This is a genomic window from Pseudomonas sp. G2-4, assembly GCF_030064125.1.
Classification (GTDB): Bacteria; Pseudomonadota; Gammaproteobacteria; order Pseudomonadales; family Pseudomonadaceae; genus Aquipseudomonas.
In genome coordinates this window covers 2249435-2267221 of the sequence record NZ_CP125957.1, presented here as the reverse complement: position 1 = coordinate 2267221, position 17787 = coordinate 2249435, and the positions used below count along the sequence as shown (strand labels likewise).

Sequence of the window (17787 nt, the reverse complement as noted above, 5' to 3'; positions counted from 1 at the left end):
CCGGACATTTCCCAAAAGTTCGGCCGATTACGCTGTTGCGCTTTGCAAGACTTGGGGATTGGCGTGAAAGAACACATGTTCGCGGACGGGTCCTACCGCAATTTCACCGATTTCTTCGTAGCCCTGGCGTTTATAAAACTCCAGGTAACGTGGGTTGCCGGTGTCTAGCACGACGCCTTGGGAGTTTTCGTCCACCGCACACCAGTTGTGCACCGCCTCGAGTAGCTGTTCGCCAAAGTGTTGGCCTTGAAACTGTGGATGAACCCCCAGCAGCGGCAACACATGGACTGCGTCCGACGGCAGGCAGGCCGCTACCGCCGCGTGGTAGTCCAGGTAGCGCCGGGTGCAGCGAAAACCGGTACTCAACACCATGCGCAGGCGCCAGGCCCAGCTTTCGGTGATACCCAGTCGCCGTTGCGGTGGAGCGATCAGGGCGATGCCAATCAAACGGTCATTGACCAACAGGCCGATGGCCGGCAGATCCTGGAGAAAATGCTGCTTGACCAGCTCACGCACCGTGGCCCGTACCCGATGCTCATAGCCGGGCCGCTCGGATTCAAACAGAAAGCTGAAGGTCGGCTCATGTCGATAAGCCTGATACAGCAATGAACGCGCTTCTCGGGAGTAACCGCTGTCGAGCATATGAATGTCGGCAATGGCGGTGGCGGTTTCAGGCATGACGGTAGATCTCCTGGGGCGAGGCTCGATGAGGCCCTGCTCTTATTGAGTACGAACCCGATTGGGTTGTGATCGTTCCTACAAGCAAAGGACATTAGCAGCGCATTTGTCCTACTGCCACGCTGGCTCAGTTCCGACATGTCAGCTAGCATCGCAGTTTTGCCAGGACTGCCGACCATGAAGATCGTCTCCTTCAACATCAATGGGCTGCGCGCCCGTCCCCATCAGCTGGCGGCGCTGATCGAGAAGCATCAGCCGGACGTGATCGGCCTGCAGGAAACCAAGGTCCACGACGAACAATTCCCCCTGGCCGAGGTTCAAGCCCTGGGTTACCACGTGCATTACCACGGGCAAAAAGGCCACTACGGCGTCGCCCTGCTCTCCCGTCAGGCGCCACTGACCCTGCACAAAGGCTTCGAGGGCGACGACGAAGACGCCCAGCGGCGATTTATCTGGGGCACCTTCGCCGATGCCAACGGCGTGCCGGTGACCATCATGAATGGTTATTTCCCACAAGGTGAAAGCCGCGACCACCCGACCAAATTTCCGGCCAAGGAACGTTTCTACAACGATCTGCAGCAACTGCTGGAAAGCCGCTTCAGCAATGACCAGCCCGTGGTAGTGATGGGGGACGTGAACATTTCCCCGGAAGACTGCGACATCGGCATCGGCCCGGACAACATGAAGCGCTGGCTGAAAACCGGCAAATGCAGCTTCCTGCCGGAAGAACGCGAGTGGATGGCCCGCCTGAAGAACTGGGGCCTGGTGGACAGTTTCCGCCACCTGAACCCGGACGTCGCCGACCGCTTCAGCTGGTTCGACTACCGCAGCCGCGGCTTCGAAGACGAGCCCAAGCGTGGCCTGCGCATCGACCTGATCCTCACCTCCCATGGCCTGCTGCCACGGATCAAGGACGCCGGCGTGGACTATGAGCTGCGGGGCATGGAGAAGCCTTCGGACCATGCGCCGATCTGGTTGCAACTGAGCTGAGGCCAAGGCGCGCACAAAATTTGTGAACATCCGCCATCCAGTTGTGTGCGAGCTTGCTCGCGATAGCGGCGTATCTGCCACATTGATTTTGAATGTGCCGCCGTCATCGCGAGCAAGCTCGCTCCCACAGGGGTTCACGGTCGCAACCTCGTCATATTTCGGTAACCCTACTGACTTAATCTTCCGACACTTCCTCAGGGTCAGAAGGTACCAGCATGCGGCTGTGCGTTGTTTTTTTCGTGGGGCTTTGCTTGCCGCTCGTGGCTTGGGCCAGCGGCTTGCTCATCCCCGATCACGGCCCTGCCCTGCGTCTCCAGGGCTCCAATACCATTGGCGCAGCCCTGGGGCCGGCCCTGATCAGAGGACTGATGGAGGATCAGGGCCTGCTCAAGGTCAGCGCTGAAATCACCGGTCGGGACAACGAACAGCGCGTCGTCGGCCAGACCGCCGACGGCCGGCGTGTGCAAATCGACATTGCCGCCCATGGCTCCAGCACCGGGTTCGCCGCCCTCAAACAAGGCAGCGCCGACCTGGCGGCCTCGTCCCGCCCGATCAAGGACAGTGAACTGAAGGAATTATCGTCCCTCGGCGATCTGAAAAGTCCCACCGCCGAGCAGGTCATCGCCATCGACGGCCTGGCGATTATTCTTCATCCGCAAAACCCGCTGCGTCAGCTCGATACCGGGCAACTGGCACGGATATTCAGCGGCGAGGCAAAAACCTGGGAAATGGTCGGCAGCGTTGGCGGGCCGATTCATCTGTACGCCCGGGATGAACAATCCGGAACCTACGATACCTTCAAGGAGCTGGTGCTTAACCGACAGGGAAAACGGCTGGATCCCACAGCGCGGCGCTTCGAATCCAGCGAACAGTTGTCCGACTCCGTCAGCCAGGACCCGCAAGGCATCGGCTTCATCGGTTTGCCCTACGTGCGCCAAGCCAAGGCCCTGGCGATTATCGACGGCTATTCCCAACCCATGTTGCCGCTGAGTCCCCTGATCGCCACCGAGGATTACCCGTTGTCCCGGCGCCTGTTCTTTTATTTGCCTTCGCGGGAAACCAACCCGTGGGCCGCGGCACTGGTTGAGTTCACACAAAGTGACAAAGGCCAGGCCATCGTCGCCGCCAACGGGTTCATTGCCCAAACCGTCCAGGCCATGGCCGTTACGCCGAATGCGCTGATGCCGGAGGGTTATCAAGCCCTGAGCCGTCATGCCCAGCGCCTGACCGTGAATTTTCGCTTTGAAGAAGGCAGCGCGAGCCTCGACAGCAAGGCCCATCATGATCTGGGCCGAGTGCTCGACTACATCCGGAAACACGGCAAGACCGAGCGCCGCGTGACGCTGGTGGGTTTTGGCGATGCCAAGGACGACCCGGCGCGGGCGGATCTCTTGTCCAAACTACGGGCCATGGCGGTGCGACGTGAGCTGGTCAAGCACGGCGTGACCCTGCGAGAAGTGCGCGGCTTCGGCGCGCTGATGCCGGTAGCGGCCAATAATGAAGATGAAGGAAGGATCAGGAATCGGCGGGTGGAGGTTTGGGTTTACTAGCATCCAAAGGCCGGATACATCTCCCACGGCAAACCTCATTCCCGTGGCGAGGGAGCTTGCTCCCGCTGGGTGGCGAAGCCGCCCCAAAATGGACTGACTCGGTCTTTCAGGTGGACCGCATCAGCCGGCCTTACGACTGCCTCGCAGCCGAGCGGGAGCAAGCTCCCTCGCCACAAGAGCCATGTGTTTATCCCGCTGATTTCGATGTAGGACCAAGCCCCGCCGCCTTGCGCCATTGCCTACAACTACGCCAGAATCCGCCGGCTTGTGCGCCTGGAGGCCCGGCTTTATCGTTTCCCGGTCGCTGACGAATCAGCGATCGGGTTTGGTAGCCCGGGTAAAACTAAGGCGCACAGCTCCGTCAAATACAGCCGTTGACGATTTTCGTCGGCAGGTTTGTTATGGCGGCTGTGCGCGGGGCGCCCTTGTGGCGCGCTGGGTTTGCCTTGGTACCCGGTCTACCAACCTGCGTATAGCCGCCACCTAATGTTTGGTAGCAATAGGTTGCGGCTCCCTTTACCAAGGAGTTTCATCTATGTTCAAACCAACACCTAACCCTCCGGACACCGATCCGACTTCACCACGCAAAAAACCGAACTCCAAAAAACTCGACGAAGCCGCCGAGCGAGCCCTCGACTATTACCTGAATCCCAAACCGGACAAACCCGAAGCCGATCCCAGCCAACTGTTCACGGTGGTCAACGGCATCGACACCGAGTCCTTGCTCGCCAACCTCAGCGAAACCCTGGCCTCGGCCAACGCCATGGTCAGCGACCTGGCGTTTGATCTGGAGGGTTCCAAGCGGCACGTGGCCCTGGGTATCCAGCAGTTGATCGAACTAAGCGGTTTGTTGGCGAACCGGGCGCTGGATAACGTCGATCCGCGCTAGCCGACTCACCCAATGAAACTGGCCTCTGGATAACACCTCCAGAGGCCAACGCGAACCGAGCTTCTGTGGCGAGGGAGCTTGCTCCCGCTGGGTGGCGCAGCCGCCCCAAAAATGGACTGACGCGGTCTTTCAGGTGGACCGCATCAGCCGGTTTTACGACTGCTTCGCAGCCGAGCGGGAGCAAGCTCCCTCGCCACAGGATTGTGTTCTTGCCATCAGGTTGTGTTCTTGCCGCAGGTTGTGCAGGGCTGACTGCTATCGATTAGCCAACTCCATGATCATCCTCGACAACAGATAAATCCGTGGCACCACACTCTCAACCTCCGCATATTCCTCCGGCGTATGGATATTCCCGCCGACGATGCCAAAGCCATCCAGCGTCGGTGTGCCGACCCCGGCCGACAGGCTGGCGTCCGCCGCCCCGCCGCTGCCTTCTTCGGTGAGCTTGCGCCCCAGCTCGCCATAGATGCCTTGGGCCATGGCCATCAAGCGATCCGACTCCGCCGTCTGCGGCATCGGCGGCAAGCCACGTTTCAGGCTGGTGGTGACTTCAGTGTCGGCAATCAGCTTGTCTTGCGACACGCGGGCCAGGTCTTTTTCAATGCGGTCGAATTCTTCCGGCACCGCCGCCCGCACATCGGCCTTGGCGCTGGCCTCGGCGGGGATCACGTTGGTCCGGTCGCCGGCCTGGAGCACGGTGAAGTTGATGGTGGTTTTCTTCTCCGCATCACCGAGCTTGCCCAGTTGCAGGATCTGGTGCGCGGCTTCCATCGCCGCATTGCGCCCCAGTTCCGGCGCGACACCAGCGTGGGACGCCTTGCCCTTGACCTCCACCAATGCCGTGGCGCTGCCCTTGCGCCAGACCACCAAACCGTCGGCCGGACGACCCGGTTCCAGGTTGAGTGTTACGTCATGGGCCTTGGCGGTTTTCTTGATCAGATCAGTGGCGGCATCCGAGCCGGTTTCTTCGCTGGCATCCAGCAAGAAGGTGATCTGTGCGTAGTTCTTGAAGTCCAGATTCTTGAGCACCTTCAACGCGTAGATCCCGGCGACGATGCCGCCCTTGTCGTCCATCACCCCCGGCCCATAGGCCCGGCCATCCTTGATGTGGAAAGGACGCTCGGCGGCCGAGCCCTCCTTGAACACCGTGTCCATGTGCGCCATCAGCAGGATTTTCGCCTTACCGGTGCCCTTGAAGGTCGCCAGGATATGTTCGGTGCCGTCGGAGTTAGGCACCTTCTCGATGGTCGCGCCCAGCTTCTTCAGTTCATCGATGGCTATGTCGCCGACCTGGGTCAGCCCCGGCACATACCCGGAGCCGGAGTCGATGTTCACCAGTCGCTCGAGCAATTTCAGGGCCTCACCCTTGTACTGTTCGGCGTCGCTCAGTACTTGTTGATGGGGCTGCGCGAAACCAACGGGGGCGAAGGCGCCCAGGGCCAGGCTCAGGCCGAGACTGACGGCCAGACGGGAGCGAAGAGGAGTAATCGTCATGAGTTCATCCTTGTCCGTAGCGGGAGAGTGCTTTGGCAACCCTACCCGACAATGAGCCAAGGCTCCAGCCACTACGCAAGGTGCCATACGCCACTCTAGTAGCGACACTCCTGAAAGCATATTTCTTATCACCATGTAGGAAATAGCGCAGCCGAAGCATGGAAAAATGCACAAGCCGATAGATCGTTAATAATTTTCCGACAACTTTTTCAGGTTGCTGCTCGGAAGTGGCGCCCCTAGCCTGATCTTGTTTCGCAGAATACAAGTGCTTGTCCGTGATAGCGTCCAGCAAACAGCCTGTCATACCTGCCCGAAACATTGATAACAACTCGCACACTCATAAAATCGAATTATAAAAAACACAATCGACACAACCGACGCTTGATGCGAATAAAACCATCCAACGCTGTACATAATCGACACACTGCCAGGAGGCACCATGAAAAACCCGAACGGCCCACCTGATAAAATCAATCTTCCGCCCATTATTATAAAACCGGACCAGCCTTTGCCACGACTGCCATCCGCTCCGCTGCCACCTGTATATACTGCAAAACCCCTGCCTTGGAACGGAAAAATTATTGAAACACGCGAAATCAAAACACTCTTCAGCAAAAAAAACATCAAACATCCGGATCAGACAATAGCAATAATCGTTGCTATCGCCACCCAACAAGATATTTTAGACAAAGCCTATAACGCACACACCCCGTTTTTCAGGCGTGAGCTTGACGAAGAAATCGCACACAAATCAGGCCCTGGCAAGCCAACTGCACTGGAGCAGTACAAGCTTGAAAAATCTATCGCCGATCAACTTCTTGAACTAAAGAAATCCGAACTCCAACAGAGCACTGCAACAGCCAACCTTTTTTACAGAAGAAATCCTTTTAACAAAGATATCAAAAAAAATGCAGTTGACTTTGTGAACATTTTTCATAAAAGCAGAGAGCCTTCTCTCACGACCTATAACAAATGGTTAACCTCCATCACCGCCGCCTATACAGCCAAAATGCTAGCTGCAAAAACAAAAATCCTTGCTGAAAAATCCAAACAGCTAGCCTCAACCATCACAACTACAGAAGCCGAAGAAAAAAAATACTTAGACACTTGGTCCAATCGATACAATCAAGAAAAAAAAGCTATCACCAGTCAATATCAATTGGATAAAGGCAGTTTAGAAAAAAGACTTCAGACCGAACTGAATACTGCCGAGAAAAAGGCTGGCTCGACGGTTGATATATCACAGGAGCAGAGGCTCACCAAAACCATATCCATCATTGAAAAGCTAGTGGAGATGAAACAAAAAGAACTGCAACGGCATCTCTCGCTCTTAGCTGGCCACCCAGGTAAAGACTTAATAAACCAAGATAGCAAAGCATTCGTTGAGCACACACGACTTAATCACCTCGACCCTGAGGCGTCTCTGAAAAAGGAACTTTCCGCGCTCTATGCCACCTATCAGAGCGACATATTGAACGCCGAGATTAACAACCTTGAAACTCGACTTATAAGATTAGTTCCCGAGCAAGAAAAACTAATCGAACAACGCGCCAACTCCGGAGTACCTCCCCTCTCCCCACCCAACATCATGCTTATCGCAAATATGGAGGAGGCGAGAAAATTGAAAGATGCCTCAAAAATCATTGTGGGAGGTGACGCTGTTACTTTTGGAATTTTTTACACCAAAGTTCGAAACAAAGGCGAATGGGACTATAAACAGCATGGCAGAGAGTTTGAGGAGTTTGGCAATTTCAATTATGGTGCCACTGGCACAGCGGCAGGCATTTCAGAGCAGATTTTACTAAGAGCGGCAGGAGCGGCTCAATCCATAGCGGGAACATCAAAGGAAGAATTTGGAAAATGGTGGGCAGAGTCGCCTTACGGCGATGATAAGATTGATCAGATATGGATAAAAGCAGGTATAGCGTATGCAAAAACCAAGGGCTTCTAGGTGGTTTTCTTTTACGATATCAACACTCTGCGTCGCGCAGGCTATATACATTTACATGACCGCCCCCGCCTCACCAGAACCAACGGAGATAATTTCCGTAATACCAGTCAACTCAACAGGTGCAATTTACGAGGTGCTTTATAATTCAGGAGGAGCTACTGTCCCAATCGTCTACCGGTATTTCCTCATGAAAAGAGATGACAACCACACCGAGGCGCTTAATAAAATAAAGTCAGCCCATCCATTCCTTGTAACCAAAAGCTCTGGCGCCGTTCGAGAAATTTTGCCCGGAAGAGTAAAACTCAGAACATTAGACATGATCTACGAATACAGAAATACCGCCTACTATGAAACAAACGGCGAGTGGAAACGGGTCAAGTTAGATTTAACCTCAGACATGCCTTAATCCACATGACCTCGAACTTTGCCATAGCGGCTCTAACAAAGAAGCAACGCCCCCCGGCGCAAGTCGGGGGCACCGCTCCTATGCTCGCACCTCTGCTCTTGAATCCGGCGTCCATGGATCCCTCACATCAAAGAGGAATGGCCGACGCTTCCAATACCGCTCGAGGCCGATAGCAAGTAACCCGATTGCGCCCCGTGGTCTTGGCTTCATAAAGCGCCTGGTCGGCATCGTTGAGCCAGAGGGTCGCGTCGTCATAGTCCGGGTTGAACGCCGCCAGGCCAATGCTCAGGCTCACCTTCAACGTCGGGTTCTCATAGCCGAGCATCGAGAAGCGCTCGCGCAAACCGTCCATGGCCTGTACGGCATTGGCCAGTGTCAGGTCCGGCAGAATCACGCAGAACTCATCACCACCATAACGCCCGGCCACATCGGCGGCTCGCAGGTTGTGCTTGAGCATCTTGCCGAGCCGGCGCAGCACGATGTCGCCCGTCACATGGCCGTAGGTGTCATTGATGGCTTTGAAATGATCGATGTCGATCAATGCAATCGCGCCGCGCCCTGCCCCGTCTTTTGGGTGACGCAGGCAGCGTTCGAATTCCTCGTTGAGCCGATCTTTCCAGGCGCCATGATTGAGCAACCCGGTCAGGCTGTCGGTACGGCTCAGGGCCAGCAACTCGCGCTTTTGCCGGCCCAGAACGTGGGCCTGGCGAAAGCAGAACCAACCCAGCACCATCGGGTACAGGCACAGCAGCGGCAAACAGGCGTAGATCTGCGCCGGGCTGGTCATGGGTACGCTGGCCAGCGGGAAAATCACCACGCCTACGACAATGCCTGCCACTTGGGCCACCGCCCCGATGAGCAGGAAACGCAAGCCGCCTATGGCGACGTTGTTCATTGCCATCATGGCCAGCGTGACGGCGGTGGGCAGAGGGTTGAACTGCATCGCCGCGACCCAAAAACCTCCAAGCAGCGCATCAATCAGCAAATTAAGGTGCTCTGCGCGGTACGGTACCGTGCTGTGCCGGGCCCATAGATAGGACAAGTGTGGCCAGAGCAGGCCGTTGAACAGCATGAAAACCCAGACCCACCGCGGAGGATCGAGAGGATAAAGGGCGGCACTGACCAGCAGTAACCCCAGCGCCAAGCCCAGGGTGCGAGATATATAGAGCCTCCTGGCGAGCGTGCGTCCCTTTTTTCCGGTTTTCTGCATAGAGGCCTCTGCACCGGGGTTTCCCAAGACATTGGGATAGGGTTGCTTGGAGTCTATCAGGGCAGCATCAAATAGCCACTACTCAATGAAGGGGTATTTTCTTTTTTCGAAACCGGGGCTCTGCCTGGATTTTGGCTATACATGACAGGGGAATCAGCCAATCATCCAAGAGGATGTCCGTGGGCACCTACCGGATGAGGAAAAGATCATCGCGATGTTCCCCGGCTTCAGCTTCACTTATCACTGTCTGACCCGTCGACTCAGACTGGCCGATCACATTTTTTCGTGACCCATGGAGGGCAAAATATGCTGGTGTTGTTGGTTGTTCTTGCTGTGTTTATCGCTTGGAGCTGGTTGACGTACCCAAGCATCGGCCATGTGCTGTACGACACGAGCATGGCCCTGGAGGCACGCCTCTATCGGTTGCGAAAAATCACCGTGCCCATCAGCGAAATGACGGTGTCGACCTGGCAAGGCGGGCCTTATGAGGCACCCGGCAGTATCCTGATGCTGCACGGCTACAGCGGCGACAAGGAACTTTGGCTGCGCGTTGCCCGGCAGTTTGTCGGCGATTACCGGGTGGTGATCCCCGACCTGCCCGGCCACGGCGAAACCGGCTTCAAGGCTGGCGGCGGTTATGACATCCCGACCCAGGCCCGGCGGATGATCGAGTTGCTCGACGCCTGTGGCCTGGACAAGGTCCATGTGATCGGCAATTCCATGGGCGGTCAACTCGCCGCGTGGCTGGCGGCCACTTCGCCGGAACGCGTGCTGACCCTGGCGCTGCTCAATCCGGCCGGTGTCACTTCACCCCAGCCCAGCGATATGGACCGCCAGCTCGCCGCCGGCCATAACCCGTCCCTCGTGCAATCGCGGGAGGATTTCGCGCCGTTTTACGCCATGACCATGGCCTCCCCGCCCTGGGTGCCGAGCATGGTGATGGCGGCATTGGCCGAGCGTTATGTACAGCGCCGGGAAGAACTGGCTGAGATATACCGTGATTTTCGCGCCAGCCCGCCGATGGAACCCCGTTTGGCTGACATCCGTGCACCGTCGTTGTTGCTCTGGGGTCGCCAGGACCGGGTGATCGACGTCAGCAGCGTGCCGCTGTGGAGCAAGGGCATCGCGGATTTGCGGGTGGAAATCTGGGACGGGGTCGGCCACCTGCCCATGATTGAAAAACCGGGGGCAACTGCCGCACTGTATCGCGATTTCCTCAAAGGGCTGGGGCAGTGACAGGATGCCTGCCCATGCGGCACGGGATCGAGTGGGTGGATCAGTCCCTGGCAGAATGAAGTCCTGAAGATTCTTCGTTTGTCGGCGTTAGCGAAGGCTGCGATCTTTCGTTCAACTTTCTCGCCGCCCGAACCAGGAACTTTCACAATGAGCTTCGTCAGTCCCGACCTGATCCGCCAACGCTTCTCCAAAGCGATGTCCGACATGTACCGCGACGAGGTGCCCCTGTACGGCGCCCTGATGAAGCTGGTGGAGCAAACCAATGCCCGGGTGCTGGCAGAGAATCCGCCATTGGCCGAACATCTGGGCAGCACCGGCGAACTCCAGCGCCTGGACCTGGAACGCCACGGCGCGATCCGCGTTGGCACCGCCGCGGAGCTGGCCACCCTGGGTCGCCTGTTTGCGGTCATGGGCATGCAGCCGGTGGGCTACTACGACCTCACACCGGCCGGGGTGCCGGTGCATTCCACGGCATTTCGCGCCGTGCATGAAACCGCCTTGCAGGTCAGCCCGTTCCGAGTGTTCACCTCGCTGCTGCGCCTGGAGCTGATCGAAAACGCCGAGCTTCGCACCTTTGCCAAATCGGTACTGGATAAGCGGCAGATCTTTACCCCCACCGCGCTTGAGCTCATCGACCTCGCCGAACGCCAGGGTGGCCTGACGGCACCGCAAGCCGAGGACTTCGTCCTACAGGCGCTGGAAACATTTCGCTGGCACCACAGCGCGACGGTCACGGCCGAGCAATATCGACAGCTGAGCAGCCAACATCGCTTGATCGCCGACGTGGTTGCCTTCAAGGGCCCGCACATCAATCACCTGACACCGCGCACCCTGGACATCGACATCGTCCAGGCGCAGATGCCCGTGCACGGCATCACACCCAAAGCCGTGATCGAAGGGCCGCCCCGTCGCAATTGCCCGATCCTGCTGCGCCAGACCAGTTTCAAGGCGCTCGATGAGCCGGTCAGTTTCACCGACCAGGGTCAATCCCAAGGCAGCCACAGCGCCCGCTTTGGCGAAATCGAGCAACGGGGCGCCGCCCTCACGCCCAAGGGCCGCGCGCTCTACGATCAATTGCTGAATGCTGCACGGGATGCGCTGGGGGCTTTTCCCAACGAAGCCAACGCCGAACGCTACAACACGCTGATGGGCGAACACTTTGCCCAACTCCCGGATACCCACGATGAACTGCGTCGACAGGCACTGGCGTACTTCCGTTACTTCGTGACGCCGAAGGGTCTCGCCGCCAAGGGCACCCTTGAGCAAACAGCCTCACTGGAACATTTGCTGGAGCAGCAATACCTGCGCGCCGAACCGTTGGTGTACGAAGATTTCCTGCCGGTCAGCGCCGCCGGCATCTTCCAGTCCAACCTTGGCGACGCCGCCCAGAGTCACTACGCCGGGCAGTCCAATCGCCAGGCCTTTGAAGAGGCGCTGGGGCGGGCGACCATTGATGAGTTGGGGCTGTATGCCGAGACGCAGCAGCGCTCCATTGATGAATGCCGGGCTGCGTTGGGCGTGTAGGAACGGGCTGAAGGTCGGCCGTGTAAGAAGTTGCGCTACAGATTTGCTGCTAGAAGCTCAACAATTAAGCCGTTCCCCCTGAAAGGCCGTGGCGCCGGTGCTGTGCGCAAGAGAATGCACTGCACTGGGCGGCACCTGGCGCGCATTTCTGCCTGCCCGAGGCAATAGTTCACAAAGAATAGATCTAACTCTTTGAACTGTATGTTTTTTTATGGAATGGCACGGCTCTTGATAACCGTCAGGCCACCTCGGAACGATTCCCCGTTCCAGGCCCTTAAGTTATCCAGGAAGGAGAGCATCCATTGGCTACCCCAGCGTATATGACCATTACCGGGATCAAACAAGGTTTGATCACTGCCGGCGCGTTTACAGCCGACTCGGTTGGCAATATCTTTCAGGAAGGTCGTGAAGACAGGATCATGGTGCAAGGCTTCCAACACCAAGTGACCATTCCGCGCGATGCTCAATCCGGCCAGCCAACCGGCCAACGCGTGCATCACCCTCTCATCATCACCAAAGTGTTCGACAAATCTACGCCGCTGCTGCTGGGGGCTCTTACCAGCGGTGAGCGCATGGAAGAAGTGGCGATTCAATGGTTCCGGACATCCGCTGCGGGTACCCAGGAGCATTATTTCACCACGACGCTGTGGGACGCGATCATCGTCGAAATCAAGGACTACATGTTCAACTGCCAGGACCCGGCAAACGCACACTTTACCCACCTGGAAGATGTTCACTTCACGTACCGCAAGATCACCTGGACCCACGAAGTGAGCGGCACCTCGGGTTCCGATGACTGGCGCTCGCCGGTCGTTAGTTAATTCGAAAGCCCCGCCCACGCACCGGCCAGGCCCACTGGCCGATGCATCGAAGTAAACGGTAATGATTGATGCCAGAGGGTGTTCGCCCAGTGCGACGGCCTCGGCATTCCATGCACTGGTAAAGAGCCTGACACTGGGCGAACGGCACAATACTAGTGGAACTTGCAGGATATTTCCGCGAGTTCATTTAAATAATTATTCATCTTTGCCGCGCGCCCTCAACCGCGCCGGCCGGTTTTCTGCGCATCGGTCTCTCCCGCTTCGGGGTCCCCCTGCTGCTGTTTGCGCTTGGCCGGATCGTTAGGGCGCAGGGCGTCGTTGTCGCGTTCCACTTCGCCAGGCATCGCCGGCTCGTCAGGGTTTTTCGGCGTTGGATCAGGGCTGTGCTTCATGGCGAACTCCTTGAGTTTCAGGCCTGGCGATCAGGCGTCAGGGTCGGCGACTTCTTCAGCGACATTGGCATCCGGGGAACGCTGGTGAAGTTGCTCAGCCTTGGCCTTCAGCGCCTGCCACTGCGCCAGGTCGATAGCACCTTGGCCGAACAGATCATCATTCACCCGCATCAGCTCGCTGAAGTGTGCATCAGGTGACTGTTGCCAATAGGCCTTGTCGTCGAACAGCCGCTGCCAATCGGCCAGCGACGGAGGTTTGAGGTCATCGCTCATGACGGGCTCCTGCGAGGCATTCATAAGGTATGAGGGCTGACGTCCGCGGGGAGTTCCGGCAATTCTCAGTAGCCGGTCATTTCCAGATAGCCGTTGCCGGCGTGGCTGCCGCTCAACCGCACTGGCCCTTCCCAATAGGGAATCCGCAGGTTCATCCAGGCGTTGGGGTTCAAGGCCTGGGTGGTGACCTCGAGCTGCTTTCCGGGGATCTTGATTGACCAGCGCACCGGCATCGACCGCCCGGCGACCTTGGCGGTGTCCAGCGGCTCGAGGCTGATCTCCCCGGCGTGCAAGGTTTGCGCTTGGCCCTGGGCATCGATCCAGGTGCCCGTCAGATACGGCGCCCCCTCCTTGTGGCGCATGCGATAAAGCATCACGTGTTCACCGCCGCCCAGGTGCAGGGAGAACCAGTCCCACCCGGTCTGGTTTGCCGTCAGGGGCTGGCTGCTCCATTCGCGGTCAAGCCAGGCCGGGCCGCTGATTGTGTAGCGCTGGCCGTCGATCTCCAGTTGGCCGCTGGCCTGGAAAAACGGCTGGCTGTAATAGTACGACGCCTGGCCCTGTTCGGATTTCTGGCTGAAACCGTGATCGCCCTGCAACACCAGCGGGCGGGTCGACGTGAGCCGCAACGCATAGCTGAAATGCGGGTCCCGGGCCGTCAGTTGCATCTGCGCCAGCGGGTCAGCACCTGTCGCTTGAGTGCCGAAGCGCCAGTCGTCGATCCAGGCCTCGAAGGGTGTCGTCTGTACCCCGGCCTGCCCCACGCCACCCCGTGCGTAACGCTCGGCGGCATGGTGGACGGTGGCGGACGTGACGGCGGCGTGGCCTAGCCAGATCGTCTGGTTACGCCAGCCGCTGGCCTGGGGAGTCGCGTTCAAGGCGCTGCGAAACAGCGTCCATTGCACACCGAATTCACGCCCTTCGGCATCCATGAGGTTGGCGGTGACGTACCACCACTCGATACGAAAGCCCTCATGAATCCCGTGATCAGCGGGAAAACTGAACACCCGTCCGGGCACCACCGGAGTGAATGCCACAGCCTGATCGCCGAGGCCGGCAAAGCCCTTTTGCGCCGGTGGCGAGTCATCACAACCGCTGAGCAACGCCAGCACCATCAGGCCGACTCTAATCTTCATGGGCAAAGGTCCTCAGCAAATCCACCGGCTGCGTGCGGTACAACGCATACAGCGGCCAGGCCGATGCCAGCAGCGTGGCGAGCATCGCCAGGGCCAACAACTGCGCCAGCTGCAACGGGAACACCCGCAACGGCAGGCGCCAACCGAACGCCTGCACGTTGATCACCGCGTCCAGGCACCAGGCCAGGGCGATGCCCAGCGGCAAGGCCAGCACCAGGGTCAACAGCGCCAGCAGCCAGGTCTGGCCGAGGTTGAGCAGCATCAATTGCCGGCGCGTCACCCCCAACGCCCACAACGGCGCCAATTGCCCGAGGCGACTCTGGCTCTGGGTCAGCAGACTGATGAACAACGCCACCCCGGCCACCGCCAGAGTCAGGCTGTTGAGGGCGGCCGTGGCGGCGAAGGTGCGTTCGAACACCTGGGTCGACCAGCCTTTGAGTCGAGCCTGATCGACGATGCGGCTGTCATCCAGGTTGAAGCGTTCTTGCAGCGCCTTCAGCAGCGCAGGAATCGCAGACGGCTCGATACGCAAGTTGAAACGGTTCGGCGTCAGGTCCGGCCAGTGCGCCAGCAAATGATCGGCATTGACCAGCACATGCCCCTTGGGGTTGCCATAGTCGGCATAGATCCCGACGACCCGCGGCGCCCACGGCCCGGTGGGCGTCGGGATATTCAACCGGTCGCCAATCCTCACCTCGAGGCGGCGGGCCAGCTGTTCGCTGAGCATCAGCGTGTCGGCGTGGGTGAGTTGTGCCCAAGGCTCGTCACTGGCCGATTCCAACAGCGGCCAATGCTGGCGATAGTGGGGATGATCGATGATGCCGTGGATATCCGTCGGCCAGCCTTGCAGCGGGATCGATACCTGCCAGATAGGCACGACGGCAGTGATCACCGGTTGCTGCTTGAGCCAGGCGTGCAACTCAACCGCCTGGGCCGGGTTTTGCGGGTTGATGTACAACTCGGCGCTCAGCCGTTGTTCGAGCCAATTGCTGAAAGTCTGGCGGAAGCCTGCAGTCATACTGCCGGCGCCGATATTGGCCGCCAGCGCCAGCAACAAAGCCATCAGCGCCAGACTCAACGTCGGCAGCTGCTGGCGGCAATCGGCAAGAAACCATTGCCCAAGCACCGAGCGGCTGCGGCGCAACAGCAGGTTCAGCGCGCGATTGAGCAACACCGGCAAGGCCAGCGCCGCCCCCAGCAACAAGGTGGTCATCAAGACAAAACCGCTGGCCAGGCTATCGCCCCAGATCAACGCCGACATGGCGATCAGCGCCGCCAATGTCGCCACCCAACCCTGGCGTCGCAACCAGCGCGCATGGGCCTGATGCCAGGCCTGGGGATTGGCCAGCGCCAACAAAGGCAGGCGCGCGGCCCGCAGCAAACTGTCGGCCCCGGCCAACAACGCCCCCAACAGGCTCAAGCCCACGCCACTGAGCCACCACCATGGGCTGAGGTTCAGATGCCCGGCCACTTCGGCACCGTACAAACCCCGCAGGCTCGCCGCGACATCGGGTAACAACAGGCTCGCCAGCCAGTAACCGCTGAGCACTCCAGCGATCCCGCCCAACAAAGCCAGTGCCCCCAATTCAAGGGTCAGGCTGGTGATCAGCACCCGCGCACTGACACCACAGGCCCGCAGGGTTCGCAGCAGGCTCCGACGTTGTTCCAAGGCCAGGCCGATGGCGGCATGGACAATGAACAGCCCCACCACGAAGGAGAGAAACCCCAAGGCGTCGAGGTTCAGGTGAAAGCTTTCGGTCAGGCGCGACAGGTTGTTTTCTTCATCGGCGTGCTTGAATTGCAGCCGGCCGCTGAACGCCTCCGGCAACGCCGCAGTGAACGTGGCAGGCAACAGCAGTCGTGACAGTTGGTCCGGCAGCCCGAGCACCTGTTGGGCAAAACCGATGTCCATCAACAGCACGCCCGGCGCCATGTCCGCCTGGACGTGCAGTGGCGGCAGGTGTTGTCCATCGACGGTTTGAGGCCGGTCGCCCTCGCCCATTCCCAAGGCTTGCAAGGTGTGTGGAGCGATCCAGGTGCGGCCTGGATCGCTGAAGAACTCCACCACCTCGGTGATCTCCCGTGCCTGACCGGCCAGCGCCGCACCGGGAGGCAGCGACACCGGGTCGATGCCCATCAGTTGCAGGCGCTGGTCTTCGTGTTCCTTGAGCGTCACCCGCGCTTGCAACACCGGCGACACCGGCCAGCCCTGGCGCCGCAGGTCGACAAACCATTGCTGCGGGAAGGTGCCGCCGCCGGGCGCACTGAGGCTGGCCTGGGGTTCGCCGCCGATAAGCTGGCTGGCCCGGGCATAGCTGTCCCGGGCCTGACTGTTCAGCGCCTGCACGCCGGTGAGCAGGCTGGTGGCAAGCCAGAGCCCGGTCAACACACTGAAGAACCGCACCGGGTGCTGACGCCAATGGCTGAGCAGCGCCTTGAGGGTCTGACGAAAGATCATCACCCTTGGGCCACCTGAGCCAGGCGTCCATGGTGCAACTCCACGCGATGGGCCAGGCGGGCCGCCACCCGGGGACTGTGGGTGACCATCAGCAGGCTGGTGGGGCTGCCGTCCAGCAACTCCAACAACAGGTGCAACACCTCGTCGCTGGTGGCTTCGTCGAGGCTGCCGGTGGGTTCGTCGGCCAGCAACAGAGGCGGTCGCGAGGCCAGCGCCCGACCCAGCGCCACTCGTTGCTGCTGTCCGCCGGACAGCTGCTCGGGATACCGTCGCAGCAGGTCTTTCAGCCCGAGCCTCTGCACCAGATGGGCCTGCCAGACCGGGTCATAGCGGCCACACAGCCGCGCCTGGAACGCCAAGTTGTCCTCCACCGGCAAGCTGCTGATGAGGTTGAACTGCTGGAACACCAGGCCGATTTCCGTGCGTCGCCAGTTCGCCAACTGGCTTTCGCTCATGCCATCGAGACGATACTCGCCGCTGCGAATGCTGCCGCGATCCACCTTGTCCAACCCGGCGACCAGGTGCAGCAACGTGCTCTTGCCACTGCCCGACTCCCCCATCAGCGCCAGGCTGCTGCCCGGCTTCAGCGTGAGGTCGACGCCCTGCAGCACCGGCAACGGGCCCTGGGGCGTGGCGTAGCTTTTAAAAACAGCACGAACTTCCAGCATGAAAAGGCTCGACGGATAAACGTGAGGCTCAGGATAGCGGAGTTACGTGACGGCTCCACCAGGGGGATGAAGCGTTGCGGACGCCGGGCTGGCCGTGTTGGCGGTGTCGAG

At 59.2% G+C, this 17787-nt stretch carries 16 protein-coding genes; 8 read left to right on the top strand and 8 right to left on the bottom strand.

All coding sequences use genetic code 11. The annotated features are described in order from the left end of the window. Nucleotides 1-27: 27 nt before the first annotated feature. Entirely contained in the window at nt 28-678 is a 651-nt protein-coding gene (locus QNH97_RS10255; protein WP_025212895.1) for a GNAT family N-acetyltransferase, read from the bottom strand. A 177-nt stretch (nt 679-855) separates the two neighbouring features. Between QNH97_RS10255 and xthA the strand changes: the two genes are divergently transcribed. The 3 genes from xthA (at nt 856) to QNH97_RS10240 (ending at nt 4107) form a co-directional block, all read left to right on the top strand. Continuing rightward, nucleotides 856-1668, top strand: coding sequence for an exodeoxyribonuclease III (gene xthA, locus QNH97_RS10250; RefSeq protein WP_283556700.1), 813 nt, complete (start codon nt 856-858; stop codon nt 1666-1668). Nucleotides 1669-1883: 215 nt separating this feature from the next. Beyond that, a complete protein-coding gene (locus QNH97_RS10245) occupies nt 1884-3218 on the top strand; it encodes a substrate-binding domain-containing protein (RefSeq protein ID WP_283556699.1) in 1335 nt (444 codons plus the stop codon). 535 nt (nt 3219-3753) lie between these two features. Continuing rightward, complete coding sequence (locus tag QNH97_RS10240) at nt 3754-4107, top strand: DUF6124 family protein (RefSeq protein WP_283556698.1); 354 nt, start codon at nt 3754-3756, stop codon at nt 4105-4107. 255 nt (nt 4108-4362) lie between these two features. On the opposite strand, the gene QNH97_RS10235 is transcribed toward QNH97_RS10240, so the two are convergent. Next, the gene (locus QNH97_RS10235) at nt 4363-5601 is read right to left on the bottom strand and encodes a M20/M25/M40 family metallo-hydrolase (protein WP_283556697.1); all 1239 of its coding nucleotides are present in this window, start codon (nt 5599-5601) and stop codon (nt 4363-4365) included. A 439-nt stretch (nt 5602-6040) separates the two neighbouring features. Between QNH97_RS10235 and QNH97_RS10230 the strand changes: the two genes are divergently transcribed. Together QNH97_RS10230 and QNH97_RS10225 are read left to right on the top strand one after the other, a co-directional pair. Next, the gene (locus QNH97_RS10230) at nt 6041-7552 is read left to right on the top strand and encodes a polymorphic toxin type 44 domain-containing protein (protein WP_283556696.1); all 1512 of its coding nucleotides are present in this window, start codon (nt 6041-6043) and stop codon (nt 7550-7552) included. Continuing rightward, nucleotides 7530-7958: a hypothetical protein gene (locus tag QNH97_RS10225; RefSeq protein WP_283556695.1), complete on the top strand. Its 429-nt coding sequence runs from the start codon at nt 7530-7532 to the stop codon at nt 7956-7958. The genes QNH97_RS10230 and QNH97_RS10225 overlap by 23 nt, the downstream gene beginning before the upstream one ends. 127 nt (nt 7959-8085) lie before the next feature. On the opposite strand, the gene QNH97_RS10220 is transcribed toward QNH97_RS10225, so the two are convergent. After that, a complete protein-coding gene (locus QNH97_RS10220; protein ID WP_283556694.1) occupies nt 8086-9168 on the bottom strand; it encodes a diguanylate cyclase in 1083 nt (360 codons plus the stop codon). A gap of 306 nt (nt 9169-9474) precedes the next feature. On the opposite strand from QNH97_RS10220, the gene QNH97_RS10215 reads away from it, so the two are divergent. The 3 genes from QNH97_RS10215 (at nt 9475) to QNH97_RS10205 (ending at nt 12749) form a co-directional block, all read left to right on the top strand. Beyond that, the gene (locus QNH97_RS10215; protein WP_283556693.1) at nt 9475-10404 is read left to right on the top strand and encodes an alpha/beta fold hydrolase; all 930 of its coding nucleotides are present in this window, start codon (nt 9475-9477) and stop codon (nt 10402-10404) included. A gap of 147 nt (nt 10405-10551) precedes the next feature. After that, nucleotides 10552-11928, top strand: a complete 1377-nt coding sequence (gene hglS, locus QNH97_RS10210; RefSeq protein ID WP_283556692.1) for a 2-oxoadipate dioxygenase/decarboxylase HglS — start codon at nt 10552-10554, stop codon at nt 11926-11928. A 302-nt stretch (nt 11929-12230) separates the two neighbouring features. Continuing rightward, nucleotides 12231-12749, top strand: coding sequence for an Hcp family type VI secretion system effector (locus QNH97_RS10205; RefSeq protein WP_283556691.1), 519 nt, complete (start codon nt 12231-12233; stop codon nt 12747-12749). Nucleotides 12750-12967: 218 nt separating this feature from the next. Here the strand turns inward: QNH97_RS10205 and QNH97_RS10200 are convergent, their stop codons facing one another. From QNH97_RS10200 to QNH97_RS10180, 5 genes are all read right to left on the bottom strand, one after another. Then, nucleotides 12968-13141, bottom strand: a complete 174-nt coding sequence (locus QNH97_RS10200; RefSeq protein WP_283556690.1) for a hypothetical protein — start codon at nt 13139-13141, stop codon at nt 12968-12970. 30 nt (nt 13142-13171) lie between these two features. Next, a complete protein-coding gene (locus QNH97_RS10195; RefSeq protein WP_283556689.1) occupies nt 13172-13414 on the bottom strand; it encodes a hypothetical protein in 243 nt (80 codons plus the stop codon). Nucleotides 13415-13479: 65 nt separating this feature from the next. Next, nucleotides 13480-14550, bottom strand: a complete 1071-nt coding sequence (locus QNH97_RS10190) for a lipocalin-like domain-containing protein (protein ID WP_283556688.1) — start codon at nt 14548-14550, stop codon at nt 13480-13482. Then, entirely contained in the window at nt 14540-17008 is a 2469-nt protein-coding gene (locus tag QNH97_RS10185; RefSeq protein WP_283557456.1) for an ABC transporter permease, read from the bottom strand. Before QNH97_RS10185 ends, QNH97_RS10190 begins: the two co-directional genes overlap by 11 nt. Then, nucleotides 17008-17676, bottom strand: coding sequence for an ABC transporter ATP-binding protein (locus QNH97_RS10180; RefSeq protein WP_283556687.1), 669 nt, complete (start codon nt 17674-17676; stop codon nt 17008-17010). Before QNH97_RS10180 ends, QNH97_RS10185 begins: the two co-directional genes overlap by 1 nt. Between the last annotated feature and the right edge of the window lie 111 nt (nt 17677-17787).